This window comes from Bythopirellula sp., assembly GCF_041737835.1.
In the GTDB taxonomy this organism is placed as follows: Bacteria; Planctomycetota; Planctomycetia; order Pirellulales; family Lacipirellulaceae; genus Bythopirellula.
In genome coordinates this window covers 124,168-142,724 of the sequence record NZ_JBGSQY010000004.1, presented here as the reverse complement: position 1 = coordinate 142,724, position 18,557 = coordinate 124,168, and the positions used below count along the sequence as shown (strand labels likewise).

Annotated in this window: 15 protein-coding genes; 6 read left to right on the top strand and 9 right to left on the bottom strand. The window is 55.5% G+C overall.

Annotation, left to right across the window (positions count from 1 at the left end):
- Window positions 1-57: 57 nt before the first annotated feature.
- Together AC6T8Q_RS02045 and AC6T8Q_RS02040 are read right to left on the bottom strand one after the other, a co-directional pair.
- Window positions 58-459, bottom strand: a complete 402-nt coding sequence (locus AC6T8Q_RS02045) for a hypothetical protein (RefSeq protein ID WP_500677507.1) — start codon at window positions 457-459, stop codon at window positions 58-60.
- A gap of 15 nt (window positions 460-474) precedes the next feature.
- The gene (locus AC6T8Q_RS02040) at window positions 475-1,296 is read right to left on the bottom strand and encodes a hypothetical protein (protein WP_500677506.1); all 822 of its coding nucleotides are present in this window, start codon (window positions 1,294-1,296) and stop codon (window positions 475-477) included.
- A 131-nt stretch (window positions 1,297-1,427) separates the two neighbouring features.
- Here AC6T8Q_RS02040 and AC6T8Q_RS02035 point away from each other — a divergent pair, with 131 nt between their 5' ends.
- From AC6T8Q_RS02035 to AC6T8Q_RS02015, 5 genes are all read left to right on the top strand, one after another.
- Window positions 1,428-2,858, top strand: a complete 1,431-nt coding sequence (locus tag AC6T8Q_RS02035; protein ID WP_500677505.1) for a high affinity choline transporter 1 — start codon at window positions 1,428-1,430, stop codon at window positions 2,856-2,858.
- A 229-nt stretch (window positions 2,859-3,087) separates the two neighbouring features.
- Complete coding sequence (locus tag AC6T8Q_RS02030) at window positions 3,088-4,380, top strand: hemolysin family protein (protein ID WP_500677504.1); 1,293 nt, start codon at window positions 3,088-3,090, stop codon at window positions 4,378-4,380.
- Window positions 4,381-4,544: 164 nt separating this feature from the next.
- Complete coding sequence (locus AC6T8Q_RS02025) at window positions 4,545-4,931, top strand: hypothetical protein (protein WP_500677503.1); 387 nt, start codon at window positions 4,545-4,547, stop codon at window positions 4,929-4,931.
- Window positions 4,932-5,056: 125 nt separating this feature from the next.
- Window positions 5,057-6,109, top strand: a complete 1,053-nt coding sequence (locus AC6T8Q_RS02020) for an aldo/keto reductase (protein WP_500677502.1) — start codon at window positions 5,057-5,059, stop codon at window positions 6,107-6,109.
- A gap of 153 nt (window positions 6,110-6,262) precedes the next feature.
- Window positions 6,263-7,000, top strand: a complete 738-nt coding sequence (locus AC6T8Q_RS02015) for a lamin tail domain-containing protein (protein ID WP_500677501.1) — start codon at window positions 6,263-6,265, stop codon at window positions 6,998-7,000.
- Here the strand turns inward: AC6T8Q_RS02015 and AC6T8Q_RS02010 are convergent.
- From AC6T8Q_RS02010 to AC6T8Q_RS01980, 7 genes are all read right to left on the bottom strand, one after another.
- Window positions 6,997-10,737, bottom strand: a complete 3,741-nt coding sequence (locus AC6T8Q_RS02010) for a proline dehydrogenase family protein (protein WP_500677500.1) — start codon at window positions 10,735-10,737, stop codon at window positions 6,997-6,999. The two genes, AC6T8Q_RS02015 and AC6T8Q_RS02010, sit on opposite strands and share 4 nt — an antisense overlap.
- A 471-nt stretch (window positions 10,738-11,208) precedes the next feature.
- Window positions 11,209-11,724, bottom strand: a complete 516-nt coding sequence (locus AC6T8Q_RS02005; RefSeq protein WP_500677499.1) for a CBS domain-containing protein — start codon at window positions 11,722-11,724, stop codon at window positions 11,209-11,211.
- Window positions 11,721-12,746, bottom strand: a complete 1,026-nt coding sequence (locus AC6T8Q_RS02000; protein WP_496920780.1) for a 2-oxoacid:ferredoxin oxidoreductase subunit beta — start codon at window positions 12,744-12,746, stop codon at window positions 11,721-11,723. Before AC6T8Q_RS02000 ends, AC6T8Q_RS02005 begins: the two co-directional genes overlap by 4 nt.
- 50 nt (window positions 12,747-12,796) lie before the next feature.
- A complete protein-coding gene (locus AC6T8Q_RS01995; RefSeq protein ID WP_500677498.1) occupies window positions 12,797-14,647 on the bottom strand; it encodes a 2-oxoacid:acceptor oxidoreductase subunit alpha in 1,851 nt (616 codons plus the stop codon).
- Between the two features lie 56 nt (window positions 14,648-14,703).
- Complete coding sequence (locus AC6T8Q_RS01990) at window positions 14,704-15,171, bottom strand: CBS domain-containing protein (protein WP_500677497.1); 468 nt, start codon at window positions 15,169-15,171, stop codon at window positions 14,704-14,706.
- A 223-nt stretch (window positions 15,172-15,394) separates the two neighbouring features.
- On the bottom strand, window positions 15,395-16,273 hold the full coding sequence (locus AC6T8Q_RS01985; protein ID WP_500677496.1) for a hypothetical protein: 879 nt from the start codon (window positions 16,271-16,273) through the stop codon (window positions 15,395-15,397).
- On the bottom strand, window positions 16,270-17,148 hold the full coding sequence (locus AC6T8Q_RS01980; RefSeq protein WP_500677495.1) for an alpha/beta hydrolase fold domain-containing protein: 879 nt from the start codon (window positions 17,146-17,148) through the stop codon (window positions 16,270-16,272). Before AC6T8Q_RS01980 ends, AC6T8Q_RS01985 begins: the two co-directional genes overlap by 4 nt.
- A 164-nt stretch (window positions 17,149-17,312) precedes the next feature.
- Between AC6T8Q_RS01980 and ribA the strand changes: the two genes are divergently transcribed.
- Window positions 17,313-18,518 (top strand): GTP cyclohydrolase II, encoded by a 1,206-nt coding sequence (gene ribA / locus AC6T8Q_RS01975; protein ID WP_500677494.1) that lies wholly within the window; start codon window positions 17,313-17,315, stop codon window positions 18,516-18,518.
- The last annotated feature ends 39 nt before the right edge of the window (window positions 18,519-18,557 follow it).

Here is an 18,557-nt window from a genome sequence, read left to right as displayed (position 1 = left end):
CGTATTTCTTTAGTTCGATGTAGATGGATTCAGCAGAGAAGTCTTCTTGATCGTAGATCAGTTCTCGCCTGAATCGGTGTCAACACCTATCTCCGGATTGGCACGGATATAGCCAAGAGTTTCTCCTCCTGCTTTTAGCTCAACGTAGGTAGAATGCACAACGCGATTACGATATCTCCGTAGCTCATGGAATTGATCTTTCAGCACGATCATCTCTTTGGATTTCTGCTCGCCCAATGGAAGTTCATACTGTTGCGTCAAGTCAACGTATAGTGCGGTAACCTTATTTAGGAGATCGTGATTTGACTCCTGTCGTAACTGCATGGGTGGCCACTGCTTGTGCTCCGGGTCGAGAATGAACCAACCAATTTGGCGATAGAGATGTTCTACCCATTGAAAGACGATTACGAACTCACCAAGTGCTTGATATGTTTGACTTATGCTTTTGTCATATTTCATTTTATATCCCAACAGCTACGGCCAGCGTTTCTTGCGCAAAATGTCGGATTTACGTCCGTAAGAGAATCCAAGGAATTCATACATATATGGAATTGAACAAGTCAAATTTCCTTGTTGACGATCTATAGCCTGCGCAGCATCAACGACTAGGTGCAGCAGTTTTCGCAGAGCAGCTATTAACTCTATTACATGATAGGTGGCATATTTGGCAGCCAAGTCTTGTAGAGCCGGTGTAACAAACATACTTTGAAGTATCTGCGCAGAAGTCTGATCTGGAGTTGTAGGGTCGATCGCGATACTTACACCAGAAAACGCAGTTGCTTGTGCAGACCGGTCAACCGCAACTTTCAGTTGTTGCTTTGCAGGAACGTCCTCATTTAAAATTCGTTGAATAACCAAAGTATATTCATCGAGAGGATCTGCAGTTTTTTCAGCGGCTACCAAAGAGTCGAGATTGAAATATCTTGCCTTCGTAGCAAATATATCCAGGACGCCAAGAATATCGAGTTCAATACTTCCATCAGGGATCTCAGCTAACGCATTGTCACCATTAATTCGCAATGACTTGAGATGATCAAACAAACGCTGAAGCTTGTGGCCCAAATCTCTGAGCGCACCACTTGTTGGAGGGTCAAGGCTGTTTTTGGACATGTGATCAAGAATGGCAATGGTCTTCATTAGCCGTTCCAGTCCAATCGAAAGCTGAAAAAAAGCAACATAGAAATTGCCCGTTTCAGAATCATTTGCATTGCGCAGCGCTGTTATGCCTCGTGTCAAACAATGTTGAAAGAGAAAGCCTTCTTGCTGCAGAAGCTTAAATCGAAGTTCAGGTTTCATTGCGGATCCCATAGAAATATAGTAGACGCGAACTAATTATAAAGGTTCGCTTGCTCTAATCGCATGGCCGTCTGCATAATTTATCCTCTGTTAATTGTATTGTTCCTGAGAGAATATCTAGTTTATCTACCATGCTCCTCACCTTCGTCATTCTCTACCTCCTCGCCTCCATCGCCGTCGGGCTCTGGGTTGCGCGGCGGGTGAAAAGCACCGAGGACTACGCCGTCGCGGGGCGGTCGTTGCCGTTGTCGGTGATCATTGCCACGACGTTCGCTACTTGGTTTGCCGCGGAGACGGTGCTGGGCATTCCCGCCAAATTTCTGCATGGCGGTATGTCGTCGACGGTCGAAGATCCCTGGGGCGCGGCGATGTGCTTGATCCTGGTGGGGCTTTTCTTTGCCCACAAGCTCTATCCCATGTCGCTCCTCACGATCAACGATTTCTATCGTGAACGCTACGGCAAGAAGGTCGAGCTCTTCTGTTCGGTGGTCGATATCTTTTCGTATCTCGGTTGGGTCGCCGCGCAAATCACGGCCCTCGGATTTGTGTTTGCCGTGCTGACCCACGACGCCATCAGCACTCGCCAAGGAGCCTTCGTCGGCACGGCCATTGTTCTCCTCTATACCGTTTACGGCGGCATGTGGTCGGTCGCGATCACCGATTTCTTCCAAATGATCGTGATCGTCCTGGGACTCACCGGCATCGCCTTCATCGCGGGCGACATGGCGGGCGGTCCAGCCAAGGTCTTTGAACTCGCCTCCGAGCGTGATCTCTTGCGATTCTTTCCCGAAGCGAACTTCAAAGACATCATGTTCTTCATCGGCGCGGGCATCACGATCATGTTTGGCTCGATCCCCCAGCAAGATATCTTCCAGCGCATCATGTCGGCTAAGAGCCAGCGCGTCGCCGTCGCTGGTCCAATTATTGGCGGTACAGGTTACCTGCTATTCGCCCTCGTGCCGATGTTCATCGTTACGAGCAGTCTGATCATCATGCCCGAGGAAACAGCAGAACTGATGGGTAGCGACACCGAATCGCAAAAGGTCCTGCCGAAGCTGGTCGTCAACCACATGCCGGAGTTCGCGAAGATCATGTTTTTCGGCGCGCTGCTGTCCGCGATCATGTCGACCGCCTCGGCAACAATTCTCGCTCCTTCAACGGTGTTCGTGCAAAACATCTTGAAGCACTTCTGGCCGGGGATGAGCGACCGATATGAGCTGCGCCTGATGCGCTACACGGTACTCGTCTTCACCGCGTTGGTTCTCATGTATGCCCTGATCATGGAAGGAACCTCGGTTTACGATCTGGTCTCGACCACCTATCAACTGCCGGTCGTCGGCGCGTTTGTCCCGCTCGTGGCGGGGTTGTACTGGAAACGCTCAACCAACACCGGCGCTATTCTGTCGATCGCCCTGGGCGTGGGGATCTGGATTCTGTTCATGGCCACACCACTGGGCGAGCATTTCCCGCAACAACTCGCCGGGCTCTTCATGGCGATTGTGGGGATGGTTGTGGGGTCGCTGATCCAATCCAAGGAGTCGCTATGTATTCAAGAAGAATAGAACGCGGATGACACAGATTTGACCGATCTACGCGGATAAGTTTCTGGATTTTCAAACCACAATTCTATCTGCGTCCATCTGCCCAATCCGCGTTCATCTGCGTTCTATTGATAAATGTCTGTCCAATCCGTCGCTTTTTCCGTAGATTGGATGGCTCAACCAGGGCGCATTGCCGTGAGAATCGTTGTCTCCCGAGGCTGATTGAATGTGGGGTTTGGAAATCGCCGTCATGCTCACAATGATCGGCGTGAATTGTATCTTCGCGGGCTACGAAATCGCCCTGGCTTCGATCACCGTCGCTCGTCTGCAGCGCCTCGCCACCGACAATCGTGCGGGGGCCAAAGTCGCTCTCTACATGAAAGAGAACATGGAGGCGAGCCTCGCCGTGGTGCAACTCGGCATCACGCTCGTCGGTGCCATTGCCGCGGCGGTCGGTGGCGCGGGGGCCGACGAAAATCTGGCTCCCATCTTGGAAGCGAAATTTGATTTCTCGCCAAGACTGGCCGAGTTTCTCGCGCTGATCTGCGTCGTGTTGCCTCTCACGGTCTTCACCATCATATTCGGCGAACTGATTCCAAAAATATTCGCGCTGCGCAATGCCGAGTGGGTTACGCTGCGGCTCTCGCCCTTCATGCGATGGTTTGCCTTCAGCGTCTGGCCGGCGGTCTGGATGTTTGAAACGGTGGTGATGGGCATCATGTCGTGGGGCGAAGGTTTGCGCAAGGAGGGTGGTGCAAAACCAGAAACCGCCGAGTTGCACGAAATTCGCGCGACAGCGGCCCTCGCTCGTGCCTCGCGATTGATCGGCCATCGTGAAGAAGGGATCATTCACGGCGCGACCGAAATGCAATCGCGACCCGTGCGCGATATCATGCTCCCCGCTGAGCATATTCGGATGCTTAGCATCAATGCCACGCTGGGCGACAGTTTGGTCACCGCGCATCTTGATATGCACACGCGCTTTCCCGTCGTCGAAACGCTGGGTGACCTGCAAACGGTGGTGGGTTATGTGAACGTGAAGGACATCATCGCCACGCTGCGGATGAATCCCAAGGACCCCTCGCTCCGTTCGATCGTGCGGCGGCTCCCCAGTTTTCGCGAAAACCAGCCGATTGCCGAATGCTTGGAACGCTTAATGCGTGAGCATACTCACATCGCGGTCGTGCGGAATGATCAGGAAAAAATCATCGGCATGGTGTCACTTGAAGATATTCTGGAAGAACTCGTCGGCGAGATCGAAGATGAGTACGACCGCTTGCCCGCACACGTTGTTTCTTCGGGCCATGCGTGGGTCGTGGGTGGTGGCGTGCCGCTGGAACGCCTGAAAGTCGCGACGGGTATGAATCTTGTTGACGACCTCCCCCCCGGCGGGGCCAACACGCTGAGCGAATGGGTTATCGGCCATCTTGGCCACGAAGTCACCGGTGGTGAAACCTTGGAGCACGGCGCGTGGCGCGTGGTCGTACGCAAAGTCCGCCGCAAGAAAGTGCAAGAAGCTCAAGTCAGCCGTAGTGACGAATGACGAATAGAACGCGGAGGAACGCAGATCATGCGGATATTCGCGGATTATATTCTTGTTCTTCTTATACAGAATTCGATCCGCGCTCATCCGCCAAATCCGCGTTTGTCCGTGTTCTATCAATCTTTCTCCCCGAACCTTGCCCGCGGTCGACTGTCTTGTCTTCCATGGCAATTTCTTCCCAAACTGATGAGCCAGTCAACACGACGGCCAGCACGCTAGCCAAACCGCTCGCGCCGGAGGAAATCCGCGCCGGCGAATTCGTTTCGCCGCTGCACGTGTTTTATGATTTGCCGTCGTTCTTCTGGGGTTGCGACTCGAAGCTCGAGCGCCGCGAGGAGTTGGTGCGGCTCTGCTATTTGCCTGAGACGGGGGGCGTGCCGCTGAAGGTGGTTTCTGTCTGCTTGCCGTTCGTCTTGGTCAAGCAACCCAACGGCGAGCGTCAAACGCTCGACGTGCGCAAAGTTCGGCTCGCACGGCTGAATCGCGAGTACGCCAAAACCGCTTGGAAGGTGTGCAAGAAAAAGAAGTCGGCGGCCATCACCCGGCTTTGAAGAATAGTTTAACGCAGAGTTCGCGGAGAATGCCAAGGATCCTCAGCGAACTTCGCGACCTCTGCGTTTAATGTCGTTCTTGAATTTGTTATCATCGTAGCCTCACATACTCTGGGAGCTACACGATGAAATACCGCTATCTCGGCGATTCCGGCTTGTTGGTTTCGCGAATTTGCTTGGGCACGATGACCTTCGGCATGGAAGGTTGGGGCTGTGACGAAGCCACTTCGATCGACATCACGAACCGCTTCATCGCTGGGGGCGGCAACTTTCTCGATACGGCCGACATGTATTCCAAGGGCGTTTCCGAGGAGTTTGTCGGCAAGGCGCTCCGAAATCATAACCGCGACGATCTGGTGATCGCCACGAAGTGTTGGTTCCGCATGCGCGACACGCCCAACGGCAAGGGGCTTTCGCGCAAGCACATCATCTCCGCCGCCGAAGCCAGCTTGCGCCGTTTGGGAACCGATTACATCGATCTCTATCAGTTGCATGGCCCCGATCCGTTCACGCCGCTTGAAGAAACCTTGCGAGCGCTCGACGATTTGGTAAAAGCCGGCAAAGTCCGTTACCTTGGTTGCAGCAACTTTTACGGTTGGCAAATGGTGAAAGCCAATGCCGTGGCCAAGGAGCTCGGGCTTACCAAACTCATCAGCGGCCAGCATCTTTACAATTTATTGCGTAGAGATATCGAGCGCGAAATTCTTCCCGCCTGTGCCGATCAAGGAATGGGGATGCTCTGTTGGAGCGCTATCGCGGGGGGCCTGCTCGCCGGTAAGTACGATCAGAAATCCGGCCCACCCAAGGATTCCCGCGTCGGTCAGCGGGCAAACATCGATTTGCCCCGTTATTGGAACGACGAAAGCTTTCGCATCATCGACGAAGTCGTGGCCGTCGCGAAAGAAACCGGCGTCAGCGCCGCCCAAGTCGCGCTTAGCTGGCTGTTGGGAGATCGCCGCGTGTCGGCCGTGATCGTCGGAGCCAAGCGGGCGGAGCAAGTCACCGAATGGCTCCCCACGGGAGATTGGAACTTGCCTGCGGAGCTACGCGATCGACTCACCAACGCGGTGCCGTTTTTCTCTGGCTATCCGCGCGAATGGATGGAAACCACGTTCGGCAACATCGCCGGCGGCGAAGAGTTCGCGCCGTGGGATGTGCGGAAGGCGATTGAGTGGTGACGAAAAGTTAAGTTCTGCAAATTTTTGCTTGAAGATTTAGTTAAGTTTTGTGGATCGAACTTGTACGTTGCCTGTCGTAATCTACCATGTGAATTCTCAACTTGACTGTATTGAGAGTTACAAAACACTTGGTCTTCATCCTTGGAATTGCTCATGACTCGATCGTTTTTCGCAGTGATCTGCACAGTACTTGCCATATCATTTACTGTTGAACCTGCCATAAGTGCGGTTCGAATCACGGAGTTTATGTCCGAAGGGCAAGGTGATATTCTTTCGGGTAATGGAGGCCGTCGCCAGCGTGAATTTTTCGAGATCACGAATCTTGGAAGTTCAGCTGTAGATGCATCGACGTGGTCTTATAACGATAACAATACAAATGATCCGATCAATTGGGGACCATCCATCGGATCGATCGCTGCTGGCGAAAGTATTGTCTTCACCCAAATGACGGTAGCCGACTTTCGCTCGTATTGGGAACTTGACCCAACTATTCGCGTCTTTTCTTTTGGGCAGCTCTCAAATCTTGGCAATGCGGATACGATCAATATTTACAATTCGTTCACGCAAGACACCTCGACTTTAGTTGATTCACTGACCTACACCTCCGATGCTCGTGGCAGTGGGGTCTCGCGGAACCGACCGTGGGATGGTGGAACGGTACAATATCCCAATTCAGCGTGGGTTGTCTCGAGTGTTAGTGATGGTTATGGTTCGTACTTGGCACCTAGCCCAAGTGGCTTTCCTCCAAATTTCCCAACGCCAGGGATTCCTTGGGTTTCGACTGACTACATTGATCTTGCGAACCCTGGATTTTATGTCCCCGAGCCGACTACATTGCTCGGCTTGGTTATGATGACTGGTGTATTCATTCTGCGGCGTCAGAATAGCTAATGGGCCCCGCTCCGCGCCCCCAAATTCCCATACCGATGATAAACATGCGTGAGACTTTGCTCATGGAAATACCGGAGCAATTCCACGCGGCCATGGCGGGAGACGGGTTCGTCGGCGATGTACTCGCCACTGGCTGCCGCGGCGGTGCGCAGTTCAAACGGCACACGGTCGGGGCTGGCGTAGCGTAATCGTCCGATCTGCCCTTCGCGCAGGAGTTGAGCTAATTCGATATCCGACTGCTCGACGAACTCAATCGCCCCCGCCCAGCTGTCAGTGAGCACGTCCAACAGCTGCACGACCGGCGCATCCAACTCCGGCGGCGAGCTCACCACCGTGCGGCACCCAGCCGTGTGCGCAGCCAACGCCCGCGCGAAAATTTCAAACGGCGTGTCATCGGCATGCACGCGCACATGCACGGTCTTGATCGGCAGATAGCGACGAAAATTGTCTTCCCCCAGCAGCTTGAAGTGATCGTGCGACAGCGAGAATTCCTGGCCCATCCAATGTTCGTAACTTTGGGCCGCCGTTACGATTTGTTCCGCATCCTCGGCGTCGATACCACCCCGCGCCGCAGTCATGCGCAGCGCCTCACAGAAATCATCGAGGCCCGTGTCGCCGAGATCTGTGGGGGACCGTGGACTTCCGTCCTCGGCTGCGACATTTTGATAGTCGCCGACGGAAGACGATGGTTCTTCGAATTTCATAAACTGTGCGACATAATTTGGCCCACCCGCCTTGATGCCGGGCCCGATCGCGCTTTTCCCCATTCCACCGAAAGGTTGCCGCAACACAATCGCTCCCGTCGTGGGCCGATTGATATAAAGATTCCCCGCACGAATTCCATCCTGCCACAATTGATGTTCGCGGTCGTCGAGACTTTCCAGTCCCGAAGTGAGTCCATAGCCCGTCGCGTTCACCAGATCAATCGCGTGGTGCAAGTTGCGCGCTTCCATCACGGCCAGCAGCGGTCCAAAGAATTCGGTGCAATGCGTATAGCTGTTGTTTGTGACACCCCACTTCACGCCGGGGCTGACCAGATGAGGATTCTCCTGCACGTGCAAATGAGGCCTCACGGCCCAAGATTCACCGGCTTCGAGTTCCTTCAGCCCGCGTTCCAGTTCGCCACTCGGCGGGCGAATCAACGGCCCAACTTTCGTCGCCAGATCCCAGGCACTTCCCACCCGCAAACTTTCCACCGCATCGACGAGCGATTCACGAAACTTGGCGTCGTGATAGACTTCGCTTTCCAAGATCAAGAGCGACGTGGCCGAGCATTTTTGCCCGCTGTGGCTGAAGGCCGAGTGCAGGATGTTCTTGATGGCGAGATCACGATCGGCAAGCGCCGTGACGATGGTCGCGTTCTTTCCGCCGGTTTCGGCAAAGAGTTTCAGCGTCGGTTTCGCGGCCAGCATCCGCAGCGCAGTCTCCGTGCCACCGGTGAGAATTACGCCATCGACTGCGTCATGGGTCACGAGTTGCTGTCCGACGCTGCCGCCACTGCATGGCGCGAACTGCAAAGCCGTTTTCGGAACGCCGGCCTCCCAAAAGCAGCAGCACAATTCATAGGCGATCAAAACTGTGTCGCTGGCCGGTTTGAAAATCACCGTGTTCCCCGCCGCCAGCGCCGCTGCAATTCCGCCACAGGGAATTGCCAACGGAAAATTCCACGGCGAAACCACCACCACAACTCCCCTACCCCGAGCATTGAGATTGTCGAGATTGTGAAACTCTTCCACTGATTGAGCATAGAACCGACAAAAATCGATCGCTTCGGAAACTTCGGGATCACTCTCCGTGAGCAACTTTCCCCCTTCGGCCAACATGGCACCCATCAGATCACCGCGCCGGGCGGCGATTTCATTGGCCACGCGAAAGAGAATTTCCGTGCGTTCTCGCGGCGAAAGTTTTCGCAAACCCGCCGGATCGTGCTGCGCACAGGTGACCGCTTGTTCGATGTCGGCCTTATTCGCTTGGTGATAGCGGGCCACAACCACGCCGGGCCGTGAAGGATCCTGCGAATCGCGTTGCTCACGCTTGCTGGCAATCTCTTCTCCCGCGATCACAAGCGGCACGGTCGCCGCTTGTGCGTCGCAAAGAGTTTTCCACCGCTCAAGAATATCATCAGCCCACTGGCCGTTCTGTGTCAGCGACCAATCCGTATCCGGCTCATTGCGAAAGAGAGTCCAGAGGTCAGAGGCCGGAGATGAGGTCCAAGGCTCTTCACCCTGACCTCCGACCTCTGGCAGCTGACCCCTCTCTTGCGTTCGCCTTGGTTTGCTCGATAAAGACGGAATCTTCTCAAACGATTCTCCAAATCCCTGCTCCAGCTTTCGCCACTCGTCGCTATCGACAGTGAGCCGGAACGCATGGCGGAGAAAATTTTCGTCGCCGGTGTTCTCGTCGAGCCGCCGCACGAGATAACCAATCGCGTTAATAAAATCTTCTTGCTTGCAGGCGGGGGCATACAGCAACATGTTCTTAGAAAGTTCCACGAGCGCTCGCCGTTGGTGATTGGCCATCCCTTCGAGCATTTCAAATTGCACGCGGTCATGAGCCTGCGCATGCGTGGCGAGCACCAGTCCATAAGCGAGCGTGAACAAATTGTGCGAAGCGATTCCCAACCGCACGGCGTTGAGGTTCTCCTCCTGCATGCCAAATTTGAGCATCTGGTGGTAGTTGGCGTCGGTTTCGATCTTCTCGTTAAACGGAGCCTGTGGCCAACCGCGCAAGCTGGCCTCGACGCATTCCATTTCCATGTTGGCCCCCTTCACGATGCGAATCGTCACCGGTGCTCCCCCCACGGAGACTCGCTTGCGCGCCCACGCGGTGATCTTTTGCTGCTGGAGAAATGAGTCGGGAATATACGCCTGCAGCGCGATTCCCGCTTGGCATTTCACAAGCTCCGACCGATCCAGCGTACGCATGAACGCTTCCGCCGTGAGCGACATGTCGCGGTACTCTTCCATGTCGAGGTAAACAAACTTCTTAACCCGCGTGCCGTCGTGCCGCACGAATTCGTGCTTCATCGCAGCGCGGAAGAGCAGCTCCAACCGATCGCACAGAATTTCGACCGTGTGTTCGCGGGCGAGCGCGGAAATCTGCGAATAGATCGTCGAAATTTTGACTGACAAGACTTCGATCTCGGGTCGTTGGAGCGCTTCGAGGTAATTCTCCAGCCGTCGCTCGGCTTCTTGTTCGCCCAGCAGGGCTTCGCCCAGAAAATTGACATTCATCCGCAGCCCCGCTTCGCGGCGCTGCTCGAGATGTTCTTTGAGCAACTCTTCCTCAGCGGGCAGAATGACGTTCGCTGTTTCTTGCTGCATCTTTTCCTTGACGAAGGGCATCGCCACGCCAGGCAGATACGACCCGAACGATTGAAACCCTTTGAGCAGCGTGCGGTCGAACGTGCTGAAGAAGCGAGGCACACCCTGCACGTCGAGAATATGAATGAATTGATCCGCCGCCCGATGCGGCAGCTGCGAGCGAAAAGCCTGATCGGTGAGCTGCGTGAGCGTCGCCTTGTCGTGCGGCGACTGGATCATGCGATCGAGTTCGCCTTGCTGTCGCCGTTCGGCAGGGGTTTGTAATTCGTTGGCGCGAGTTTGCAATTGCCGCGCCAGATGAATCGCCTGCTGCACCTCGATGGCGAGCGAAGTGTTAGCATATGGCAAAAAATCAGCAAGCCGTTGGGCAACGCCCGAAGCAACTTCCGCGGCGGTTAAGCTATTAAGAGTCATTGACTTGGTTCCTCGCCAATATTTCATCGCTTGTACTAGAGCGGATTTCAAAAATGCCAACCGGACGCGAGCGCGTGGCGGCTGATTTCATCAGCAGCGGACATGCCAGTGATAGTCACACAATCCGTCTCTCGAATTCTATCCCGCAGGGATTCTATCATTCAGCCCAGTGTTGGTCGCTTCCAGCGACTACCCTGGGTTATAGGAGTATTTAGAGCGGCCTACCTGGACGAATATCGTCGTTTGTTGAGAAAATACGAAATTGAATTCGATGAGCGATACGTTTGGGATTGATCCAACCCCTGCGGGGTAGCCGAGGATCGAATGCCCATTCCTAGGGTAGCTCGCAAGCTCGCAACCCTAGGCTGAATGATAGAATCCCTTCGGGATATGCCAATTACGAATCAGCCATCGGCCCGATTCAACAGCCAGCCTTTAGAATAATGGGCGACTGAGCACGTTCAATAATTCTCACGCCGGGACGAGTCGCTGGGCGAGATAGTTGAGAATGTCGCGGATCGAAGAGACACCCACGAGCTTGCCGCCGGAGAGAATCGGCAAGTGGCGGTAACCGCCGACGTGCATCTGATGCAGCGCGTAGGCGATCTTGTTTTCGATATTCAGAGTGACCGGCTTGGTGGTCATGACCGAACTGATCGGCCGGTCGGCGAGCGATTTAATACTCGTGTTGACCTTCATCAGCGCGTCGAACTCGGTGAAGATGCCGGCAAGCTCATCCCCTTCCATCACCATCACGCAGCCAATTTTCTCGGCGACCATTTTTTTCAGCACGTCGCCGATTTTGTCGTCGGGCGAAACGGCCAGCGGCTTGCGCGGTTGCAGCAGCTCGATGCGGTCCTTCATCAACGCTTTTTCAAGCGTCGTCCGCGGATGAGGATGGCTCAAATCCGAGAGCGACAGCTGACACTGTTGACAGTGGTCAGCACCTTCCAAATTATCAAAACCACAGGCTGGGCAAGGAATCATGAAACCGTCCAAGTGTCGCCGGAATTAAAGAGTGCTTCGAGATCGCCCTTCCCTTTGTCCTTGATCGCCTGCTCGATTTGCGCGTTGGCCATCTGGTCGTAGCGCGGCAGGTCGACGGCGCGGAACACGCCGATCGGCTCGGGGAATCCATCTTCATACCGCATCCGGCTGAGCAAATAGGCCAGGCTCGGCTCGGTCGCCTTTTCATCGTGGAACAGCAGATCGTCTTCGCTAATGCCTTTTCCCAACTCGACGACTTCGGGATCCAGACCGTGCAGGCGGATCCCCTTTTTGCGTTCCTTGCCGAAGATCAATGGCTTGCCATGCTCAAGTTCCAGTGTGGTGTCTTCTTTGGTGTCGCGGTCCTTGGCATATTCCCAAGCACCGTCGTTGAACACGTTGCAGTTTTGATAAACTTCGACGAACGACGTGCCGCGGTGCTCGGCGGCTCGCTTCAACACGTCGCCCAAGTGTTTGATGTTGGTATCGATGCTGCGGGCGACAAACGTCGCTTCGCAACCAATGGCAATCGACAGCGGATGGAGCGGATTATCAATCGCACCCATCGGCGTGCTTTTGGTCTTCTTGCCCAACGGCGAAGTCGGCGAGTATTGACCCTTGGTCAAACCGTAGATCCGGTTGTTGAACAACACGATGTTGAGGTCCACGTTGCGGCGGATGGCGTGCATCAAGTGATTGCCACCGATGGACAGCCCGTCGCCGTCACCCGTGATGACCCATACTTGCAGGTCGGGGCGGGAACTCTTGAGCCCCGTCGCCACCGCGGGGGCACGGCCGTGAATCGAGTGCATCCCGTACGTGTTCATGTAGTACGGAAAGCGGCTCGAACAACCGATGCCCGAGATGAACACGATCTTCTCGCGGGGCACGCCCAACGTGGGCAGCACCTTTTTCATTTGGGCGAGAATCGAATAGTCGCCACAGCCAGGACACCAACGAACATCCTGATCGCTAGCGAAGTCGGCAGGTTTTAATATCGGAAGCGTGGATTCAATACTCATGGGAGGATCGCTTTATGCGCGTTTTACGCGACATAGTTATAGTGCGCGTTTTACGCGACGAGTGAATTAATCTTGGTGACGATTTCGGAGACGCTAAAAGGCTTACCTTGGATTTTGTTCAGGCTGATCGCGTCGATCAAGAATTTCGACCGAATAATCATACTGAGCTGACCCAGGTTCAGTTCGGGAATCAAAACTTGTTTGAAGTTCCGCAGAATCGTTTCCAGATTCTTGGGGAACGGATTGATGTAACGCAGGTGGCAGTGAGTTACTTTTTTGCCGGCTTTTTGTGCCGTGTGGACCGCCGTCGCACAAGCGCCGTAAGGACCACCCCAGCTCAGCACCAATAGGTCGCCCGTTTCCGCACCGTCGAGTTCCTGTAGCGGAATATCGTCGGCCACGTTGGCCACCTTTTGTGCCCGCAGGTGACACATCTTTTCGTGGTTGATGGGGTCGTAGCTCACGTTGCCCGTGATGTTCGCCTTTTCCAAACCGCCGATGCGATGCTCCAAGCCCGGAGTTCCGGGAATTGCCCAAGGCCGCGACAACCGTTCGTCGCGCTCGTAGGGCAGAAACTCATCGCCGTTGGTGAGTCCATCGGGATGCTTGATGGCGATCTTGGGAAGCTCCGAAATCTCCGGAATCCGCCAAGGCTCGCTACCGTTGGCAATGTAACCGTCGGTGAGCACCATCACGGGGAGCATGAAGCGGGTCGCGATTCGCCAGGCTTCTTGAGCCACGTAAAAACAATCGCCAGGGCTGCGGGCCGCGATCACCGGCATCGGGCATTCGCCGTTGCGGCCGTAAAGTGCCTGGAGCAAGTCGGCTTGTTCGGTCTTCGTGGGGAGGCCCGTCGAAGGACCGCCGCGCTGCACGTTGATGATCAGCATCGGAAGTTCGGTCATCACGGCCAGACCCATCGCTTCGGCCTTGAGTGCGATACCAGGACCACTCGAAGCGGTGACGGCCATGTCACCCGCGAATGCGGCACCGATCGTGGCGGTGATCGCCGCGATTTCGTCTTCGGCTTGGAAGGTCAAAACGTCGTAGTTTTTGTAGTTCGACAGGTAGTGCAAAATATCGCTGGCAGGCGTAATGGGATAAGCACCCAAGAACATCCGCTTATTCGACAGCTGAGCCGCGGCTAGCAAGCCCCAAGCCATCGCTTCGTTGCCTTCGATGTTGCGATACTTGCCCGGCTTCAACTTCGCGGGGCCAACGTGATACTGTGTGTTGATCGCTTCGACGGTTTCGCCGTAGTTGTAACCCGCCTTCAAAGCGTTGGTGTTCGCCTGGGCAACGCCGGGGAGCTTGCCGAACTTGCTTTCGATGAAACGCAATGTCGGTTCCAGCGAACGGTCGTACAGCCAGAACACCAAACCCATCGCGAAGAAGTTACGGCAACGGTCGGCCTCTTTCTGGCTCAAACCGAGGCCGTCGACCGCGAGCCGCGTCAGGCGGGTCATGTCGACCGAATGCAGCTTGTATTTGCTCAGGCTGCCATCTTCGAGCGGGTTGGTGGCATAGCCGGCCTGCTCGAGGCCTTTGCCGTCGAAGGCATCTTTATTCACAAGCAAAATACCGCCGTCGCGCAAGTCACCAATGTTGGTGGTGAGTGCCGCGGGGTTCATCGCCACGAGGGCGTCGACCGTGTCACCCGGCGTGTAGATTTGCGTGCTGGAAAAGTGGATCTGGAAGCCCGAGACGCCGGCCTTCGTACCGCGCGGAGCGCGAATTTCGGCGGGGAAGTCGGGGAACGTAGCGACGTCGTTACCCAACAACGCCGACGTATTGGTGAATTGAGTTCCGGCGAGCTGCATGCCGTCGCCAGAGTCGCCACAAAATCTTACGGTTGCTTCAACAAGTTCCGAGACGGGTTTCGAGGGAGTCGCTGTGGCCATGATTGCCAAACTGGTCCTTTGGATGATTTGCTATGAAAGCGATGTAATAGGGAATGTTAGGCGCCTTCGCGCTCGGCGGGTACTTGCCCAGGTTGCGGCGACAAGTTGTAAATCGTTTGTGGGAAGTGGTCCACCAAATAGTGAACAATTCCATAAACCGTGGACATGCCGCTGGGACAACTGTTGTCATCGATGATCGGCAGGTGACGATAGCGACCGTCCGACATCTTCTGAATCGTTTCACCCACGGTCGTATTCGCTGGAAGCGTGGTAGGGCTGGCGGTCATCAGTTTCGAGATGGGCTCGTTGGCCCCGACGTCTTGATTGGCCATCCAACGCAGCGCGTCGCGGTCGGTAAAGATGCCAGCAAGTTTGCCACCTTCGCAGATCAGCACGCTGCCGGTCTTTTGTGCGCGCATCAGTTCGAGCACTCCACCCACGGTCGCATCCGGCGCAACGATGAGCGGCTTTTCAGGGTAGGCGGCCATCACCGTTTCGGTGCTTAGGCTCAGATGAAAACTCACGTGTCGTGCTTTCTCAGAACATGATTGCAAGGCGAGCCGGGTCGTCTCGACCCCGATACTGAACGACTCAGGACGAGCCGTTCACTTAGAATTGATTTGCTCCCTCGCAAAAGTATCTACGAACTTTACCATGCGGCGCCTGGGTGTAAAACAGCAAAAACGGCTCAAATCTGCCGATTTCCTGGACTACTCAGATTAAGAGCACCTTACGGCTTCGTTACGATTACGAAGGCTTATTCTGATTCGCATTGTAGAAGCGAGTCAAATCGATCCCCCCGCGCTGCTCTTCTTCCAACAATCGCAGCCGCGCTTCGACCTGTTCCAAGCGCCGCGCCAGCACCGGCAAAAGTCGTTCTTCGGGGTCGACACGTTCGCTGCGTGGAACTTCAGGATAATCCAAGTGACGATGCAACGCCGCAAACAGCAAAAGCGGGTCTTTTCGCCGATTGGCCCAAGCAATCCGCCCTTCCTGAACGCCAAAGAGTACCGCATGAGGTGATTGCTCAGCGTTCGAATCCCCGCCAGACCCCAGCCGTTCTTGTTGCAAAACGTAGAATCCGCTGCGCACATAGATGAGATCGGCCAGTTCGACCAAACCAATTTGCCGCCTGACGGTCAGAATCCATTCGCTCCAAGTCGCGTCATACGACGGATCGCGCGACATCGCGTCGAGCCCCTGATCGTAATTCAACCGGTTTCGGCAGAGGGCCTCGAATTGATAGACGAATAAACCTTGCCGCGTGACATGCTCGGCCGCGCGGTATTGGGCTTCGCGGGCTAGGATGAGCAGCCCGATCCGCAGATCGAACCGTTTGCGGTCATTCTCCGCTTCGCTCATCACGTAGCACTGAAATGGCGTGAAATAGTGCGCAAGCTGCCGCATGCCCGGCGCGAATGTCCCCTGATGCCGTAGCTCGGAGAGCAGAAAATCAATCGCCATCGGAAGTTTCGTGGTCGCAAGCACTTCCTCGCGCACGGCCTCTAAAATTTCCTGCGCCGGGGAGTTCTCCGCCATCCGTTCGGCCAGCACCGAGAAAAAGTGGGCCTGTTCTACATATTCCTCGCGAGGTAGCGGAGACAATGCTGCGGTGGGCTCGCTCATGGCGTGGCCTGTAATTTCAGATGATGAGCCAAAAAGTCCACCGATTTCTGCACCGCCGTGCGATCGTACGCCGCCGCCGTATGGCCGATCATCGGCACGACGTAAAGTTCCGCATTGCAGCCACAGGTTTTCATGGCATCACACATTCCTTGCGGAATGAAGAGCGGCACAAGCTCATCCCGCTCGCCGTGGAAGAAAAACATCGGTGGATCGTCCTCGGAAATAAACGTCGCGGGCGAAGCCAGGCGATACTGCTCGGGGACTTCCCGCCGCGAACCGCCGAGCCAGAATCCCAGGAACTTTTCGTCCAAGGGCATCACACGAAAATCACACGGTGCACCGCCCCCGGCCACGGCTTGCAAGCGCGTGCTGGGAAGTGCAGCCGGTTTCTCCACGCCTTCCAGGCCATCCTCGGCATCGGTCGTTCCCAACAAGGCCACCAACTGGGCCCCCGCCGAGTAGCCAAACCCGCCGATTCGCTCAGGGTCGAGCTTCAACTCTGCTGCATGCTCGCGCATCCAGCGGACCGCCGCTTTGCAATCTTCGATCTGCGCGGGGAATTTCGACTGTGGAGCCAGACGATAGCTGATCGCCACCGCCGTGAAGCCACTTTTCGCCAACATTTGGGCTACGCCCGAAAGCTGAGCCCGGGTTCCCATCGTCCAGGCACCCCCGTGAACCACGAGCACGCCGGGGTGGAGTCCCGCACTTTTGGGAATATAGAGATCCGCCTTCAACGGGCCGGTGTCTCGTTCGATATAGGTTTCGCCGTATTTTGTGTCGAATTCACCAGCAACTGCGGTTAAAGCCTCAGCCCCGCGCACCGAAGTGCTCAGCACCAAAACCAAGCCCATTGTCAGAATGACTTTATTCAAGGCAGTAACTCCCATTATCTAGCCGCATCGTCCCGATGCGGTCGGTAACGCGTCCCGATGCCGTGCATTCACGCCACAAAACCAGCCCGTTGGTGACCCTTCCCGCGGCTCTTATAATATCCTCTACACAACTTACCAACCGCAAGTTTCACTCGGAGTGTCGTTTGTCCGGCCAATATTCCACTATTGAAGATGCCGTCGCCGCTATCGCCGCTGGCAAAACCATCGTTGTCGTCGATGCCGAAGACCGCGAAAACGAAGGCGACTTCGTCTGCGCGGCCGAAAAGGTCACCACCGAGACCGTGAATTTTATGATCACGCACGGCCGGGGCCAACTTTGCATGCCAATTTTGCCCGACGTGAGCGAACGGCTGAAACTCAGCCCGATGGTCGAGATGAACACCGCCCCGCTGGGGACCAACTACACCGTGCCCGTCGACCACCGCAGTTCGCGGACCGGCATCACCGCCTCGGAACGGGCTCAAACCATCCTCGCGATTTGCGATCCGCAAAGTGTTCCGTTGGATTTCAACCGCCCCGGGCACTTGTTTCCGCTCGTCGCCAAAGAAGGCGGCGTCCTCCGCCGCGCGGGACACACCGAAGCGGCCGTCGACTTGGCTCGCATGGCGGGACTCATGCCGGCGGGCGTGTTGTGTGAAATTCTCGACGAGAGCGGCGATCGGGCCAACCGCGATCAGCTGTTAGAGCTCGCCAAAGATTTTAACCTGCCGATTATCTCCATCGAACAATTGATCGCCTACCGCCGCGTCCGCGAGAAGCTCGTCTTCCGCCAAGCCGAAGCCAAGCTCCCCACCCGCTACGGCAACGGCACGATCATCGCCTACGGCGTGAAGTATGAAACGCAGGAACCGCTCGTCTATGTGATGGGCGATCTGACTAAGTCCACCGCTCCGCTCGTGCGGTTGCATTCCTCTTGTTTCACGGGCGACTTGCTCGAATCATTGCGCTGCGATTGCGGCGACCAATTGCACATGGCGCTCGACATGATCAGCCGCGAAGGGTGTGGAGTGCTGGTTTACCTGCCCCAAGAAGGCCGTGGCATCGGGATCGTCGAGAAGATCAAAGCGTACAAGCTGCAAGACGAAGGACTCGACACGGTCGAAGCCAACATCGCGCTGGGCTTCAAAGCCGACCCCCGCGACTACGGCGTGGGGATTCAATTGCTCAAGGATTTGGGCCTCACGCGAGTTCGCTTGCTGACCAACAATCCCAAGAAGACCGACGCCTTCATCTACGGCGGGTTCAATTTGGAAGTCATCGACCAGGTCCCCATCGTCCCCCCGATTCACGAACACAACGCTGGCTATCTAGCCGTCAAACGTGACAAGATGGGACATCAACTGCCGTAAGATATTTACCACGAAGACACGAAGGACACGAAGTTTGAT

What these genes read in the sequence shown, in the direction of transcription:
- AC6T8Q_RS02000 (WP_496920780.1), bottom strand. Translation starts at nt 12,746, where the DNA reads ATGAGTATTGAATCCACGCTTCCGATATTAAAACCTGCCGACTTCGCT.
- AC6T8Q_RS02045 (WP_500677507.1), bottom strand. Translation starts at nt 459, where the DNA reads ATGAAATATGACAAAAGCATAAGTCAAACATATCAAGCACTTGGTGAG.
- AC6T8Q_RS01985 (WP_500677496.1), bottom strand. Translation starts at nt 16,273, where the DNA reads ATGAGCGAGCCCACCGCAGCATTGTCTCCGCTACCTCGCGAGGAATAT.
- AC6T8Q_RS01995 (WP_500677498.1), bottom strand. Translation starts at nt 14,647, where the DNA reads ATGGCCACAGCGACTCCCTCGAAACCCGTCTCGGAACTTGTTGAAGCA.
- AC6T8Q_RS02040 (WP_500677506.1), bottom strand. Translation starts at nt 1,296, where the DNA reads ATGAAACCTGAACTTCGATTTAAGCTTCTGCAGCAAGAAGGCTTTCTC.
- AC6T8Q_RS02035 (WP_500677505.1), top strand. Translation starts at nt 1,428, where the DNA reads ATGCTCCTCACCTTCGTCATTCTCTACCTCCTCGCCTCCATCGCCGTC.
- AC6T8Q_RS02010 (WP_500677500.1), bottom strand. Translation starts at nt 10,737, where the DNA reads ATGACTCTTAATAGCTTAACCGCCGCGGAAGTTGCTTCGGGCGTTGCC.
- AC6T8Q_RS02030 (WP_500677504.1), top strand. Translation starts at nt 3,088, where the DNA reads ATGCTCACAATGATCGGCGTGAATTGTATCTTCGCGGGCTACGAAATC.
- AC6T8Q_RS02020 (WP_500677502.1), top strand. Translation starts at nt 5,057, where the DNA reads ATGAAATACCGCTATCTCGGCGATTCCGGCTTGTTGGTTTCGCGAATT.
- AC6T8Q_RS02005 (WP_500677499.1), bottom strand. Translation starts at nt 11,724, where the DNA reads ATGATTCCTTGCCCAGCCTGTGGTTTTGATAATTTGGAAGGTGCTGAC.
- AC6T8Q_RS02015 (WP_500677501.1), top strand. Translation starts at nt 6,263, where the DNA reads ATGACTCGATCGTTTTTCGCAGTGATCTGCACAGTACTTGCCATATCA.
- AC6T8Q_RS02025 (WP_500677503.1), top strand. Translation starts at nt 4,545, where the DNA reads ATGGCAATTTCTTCCCAAACTGATGAGCCAGTCAACACGACGGCCAGC.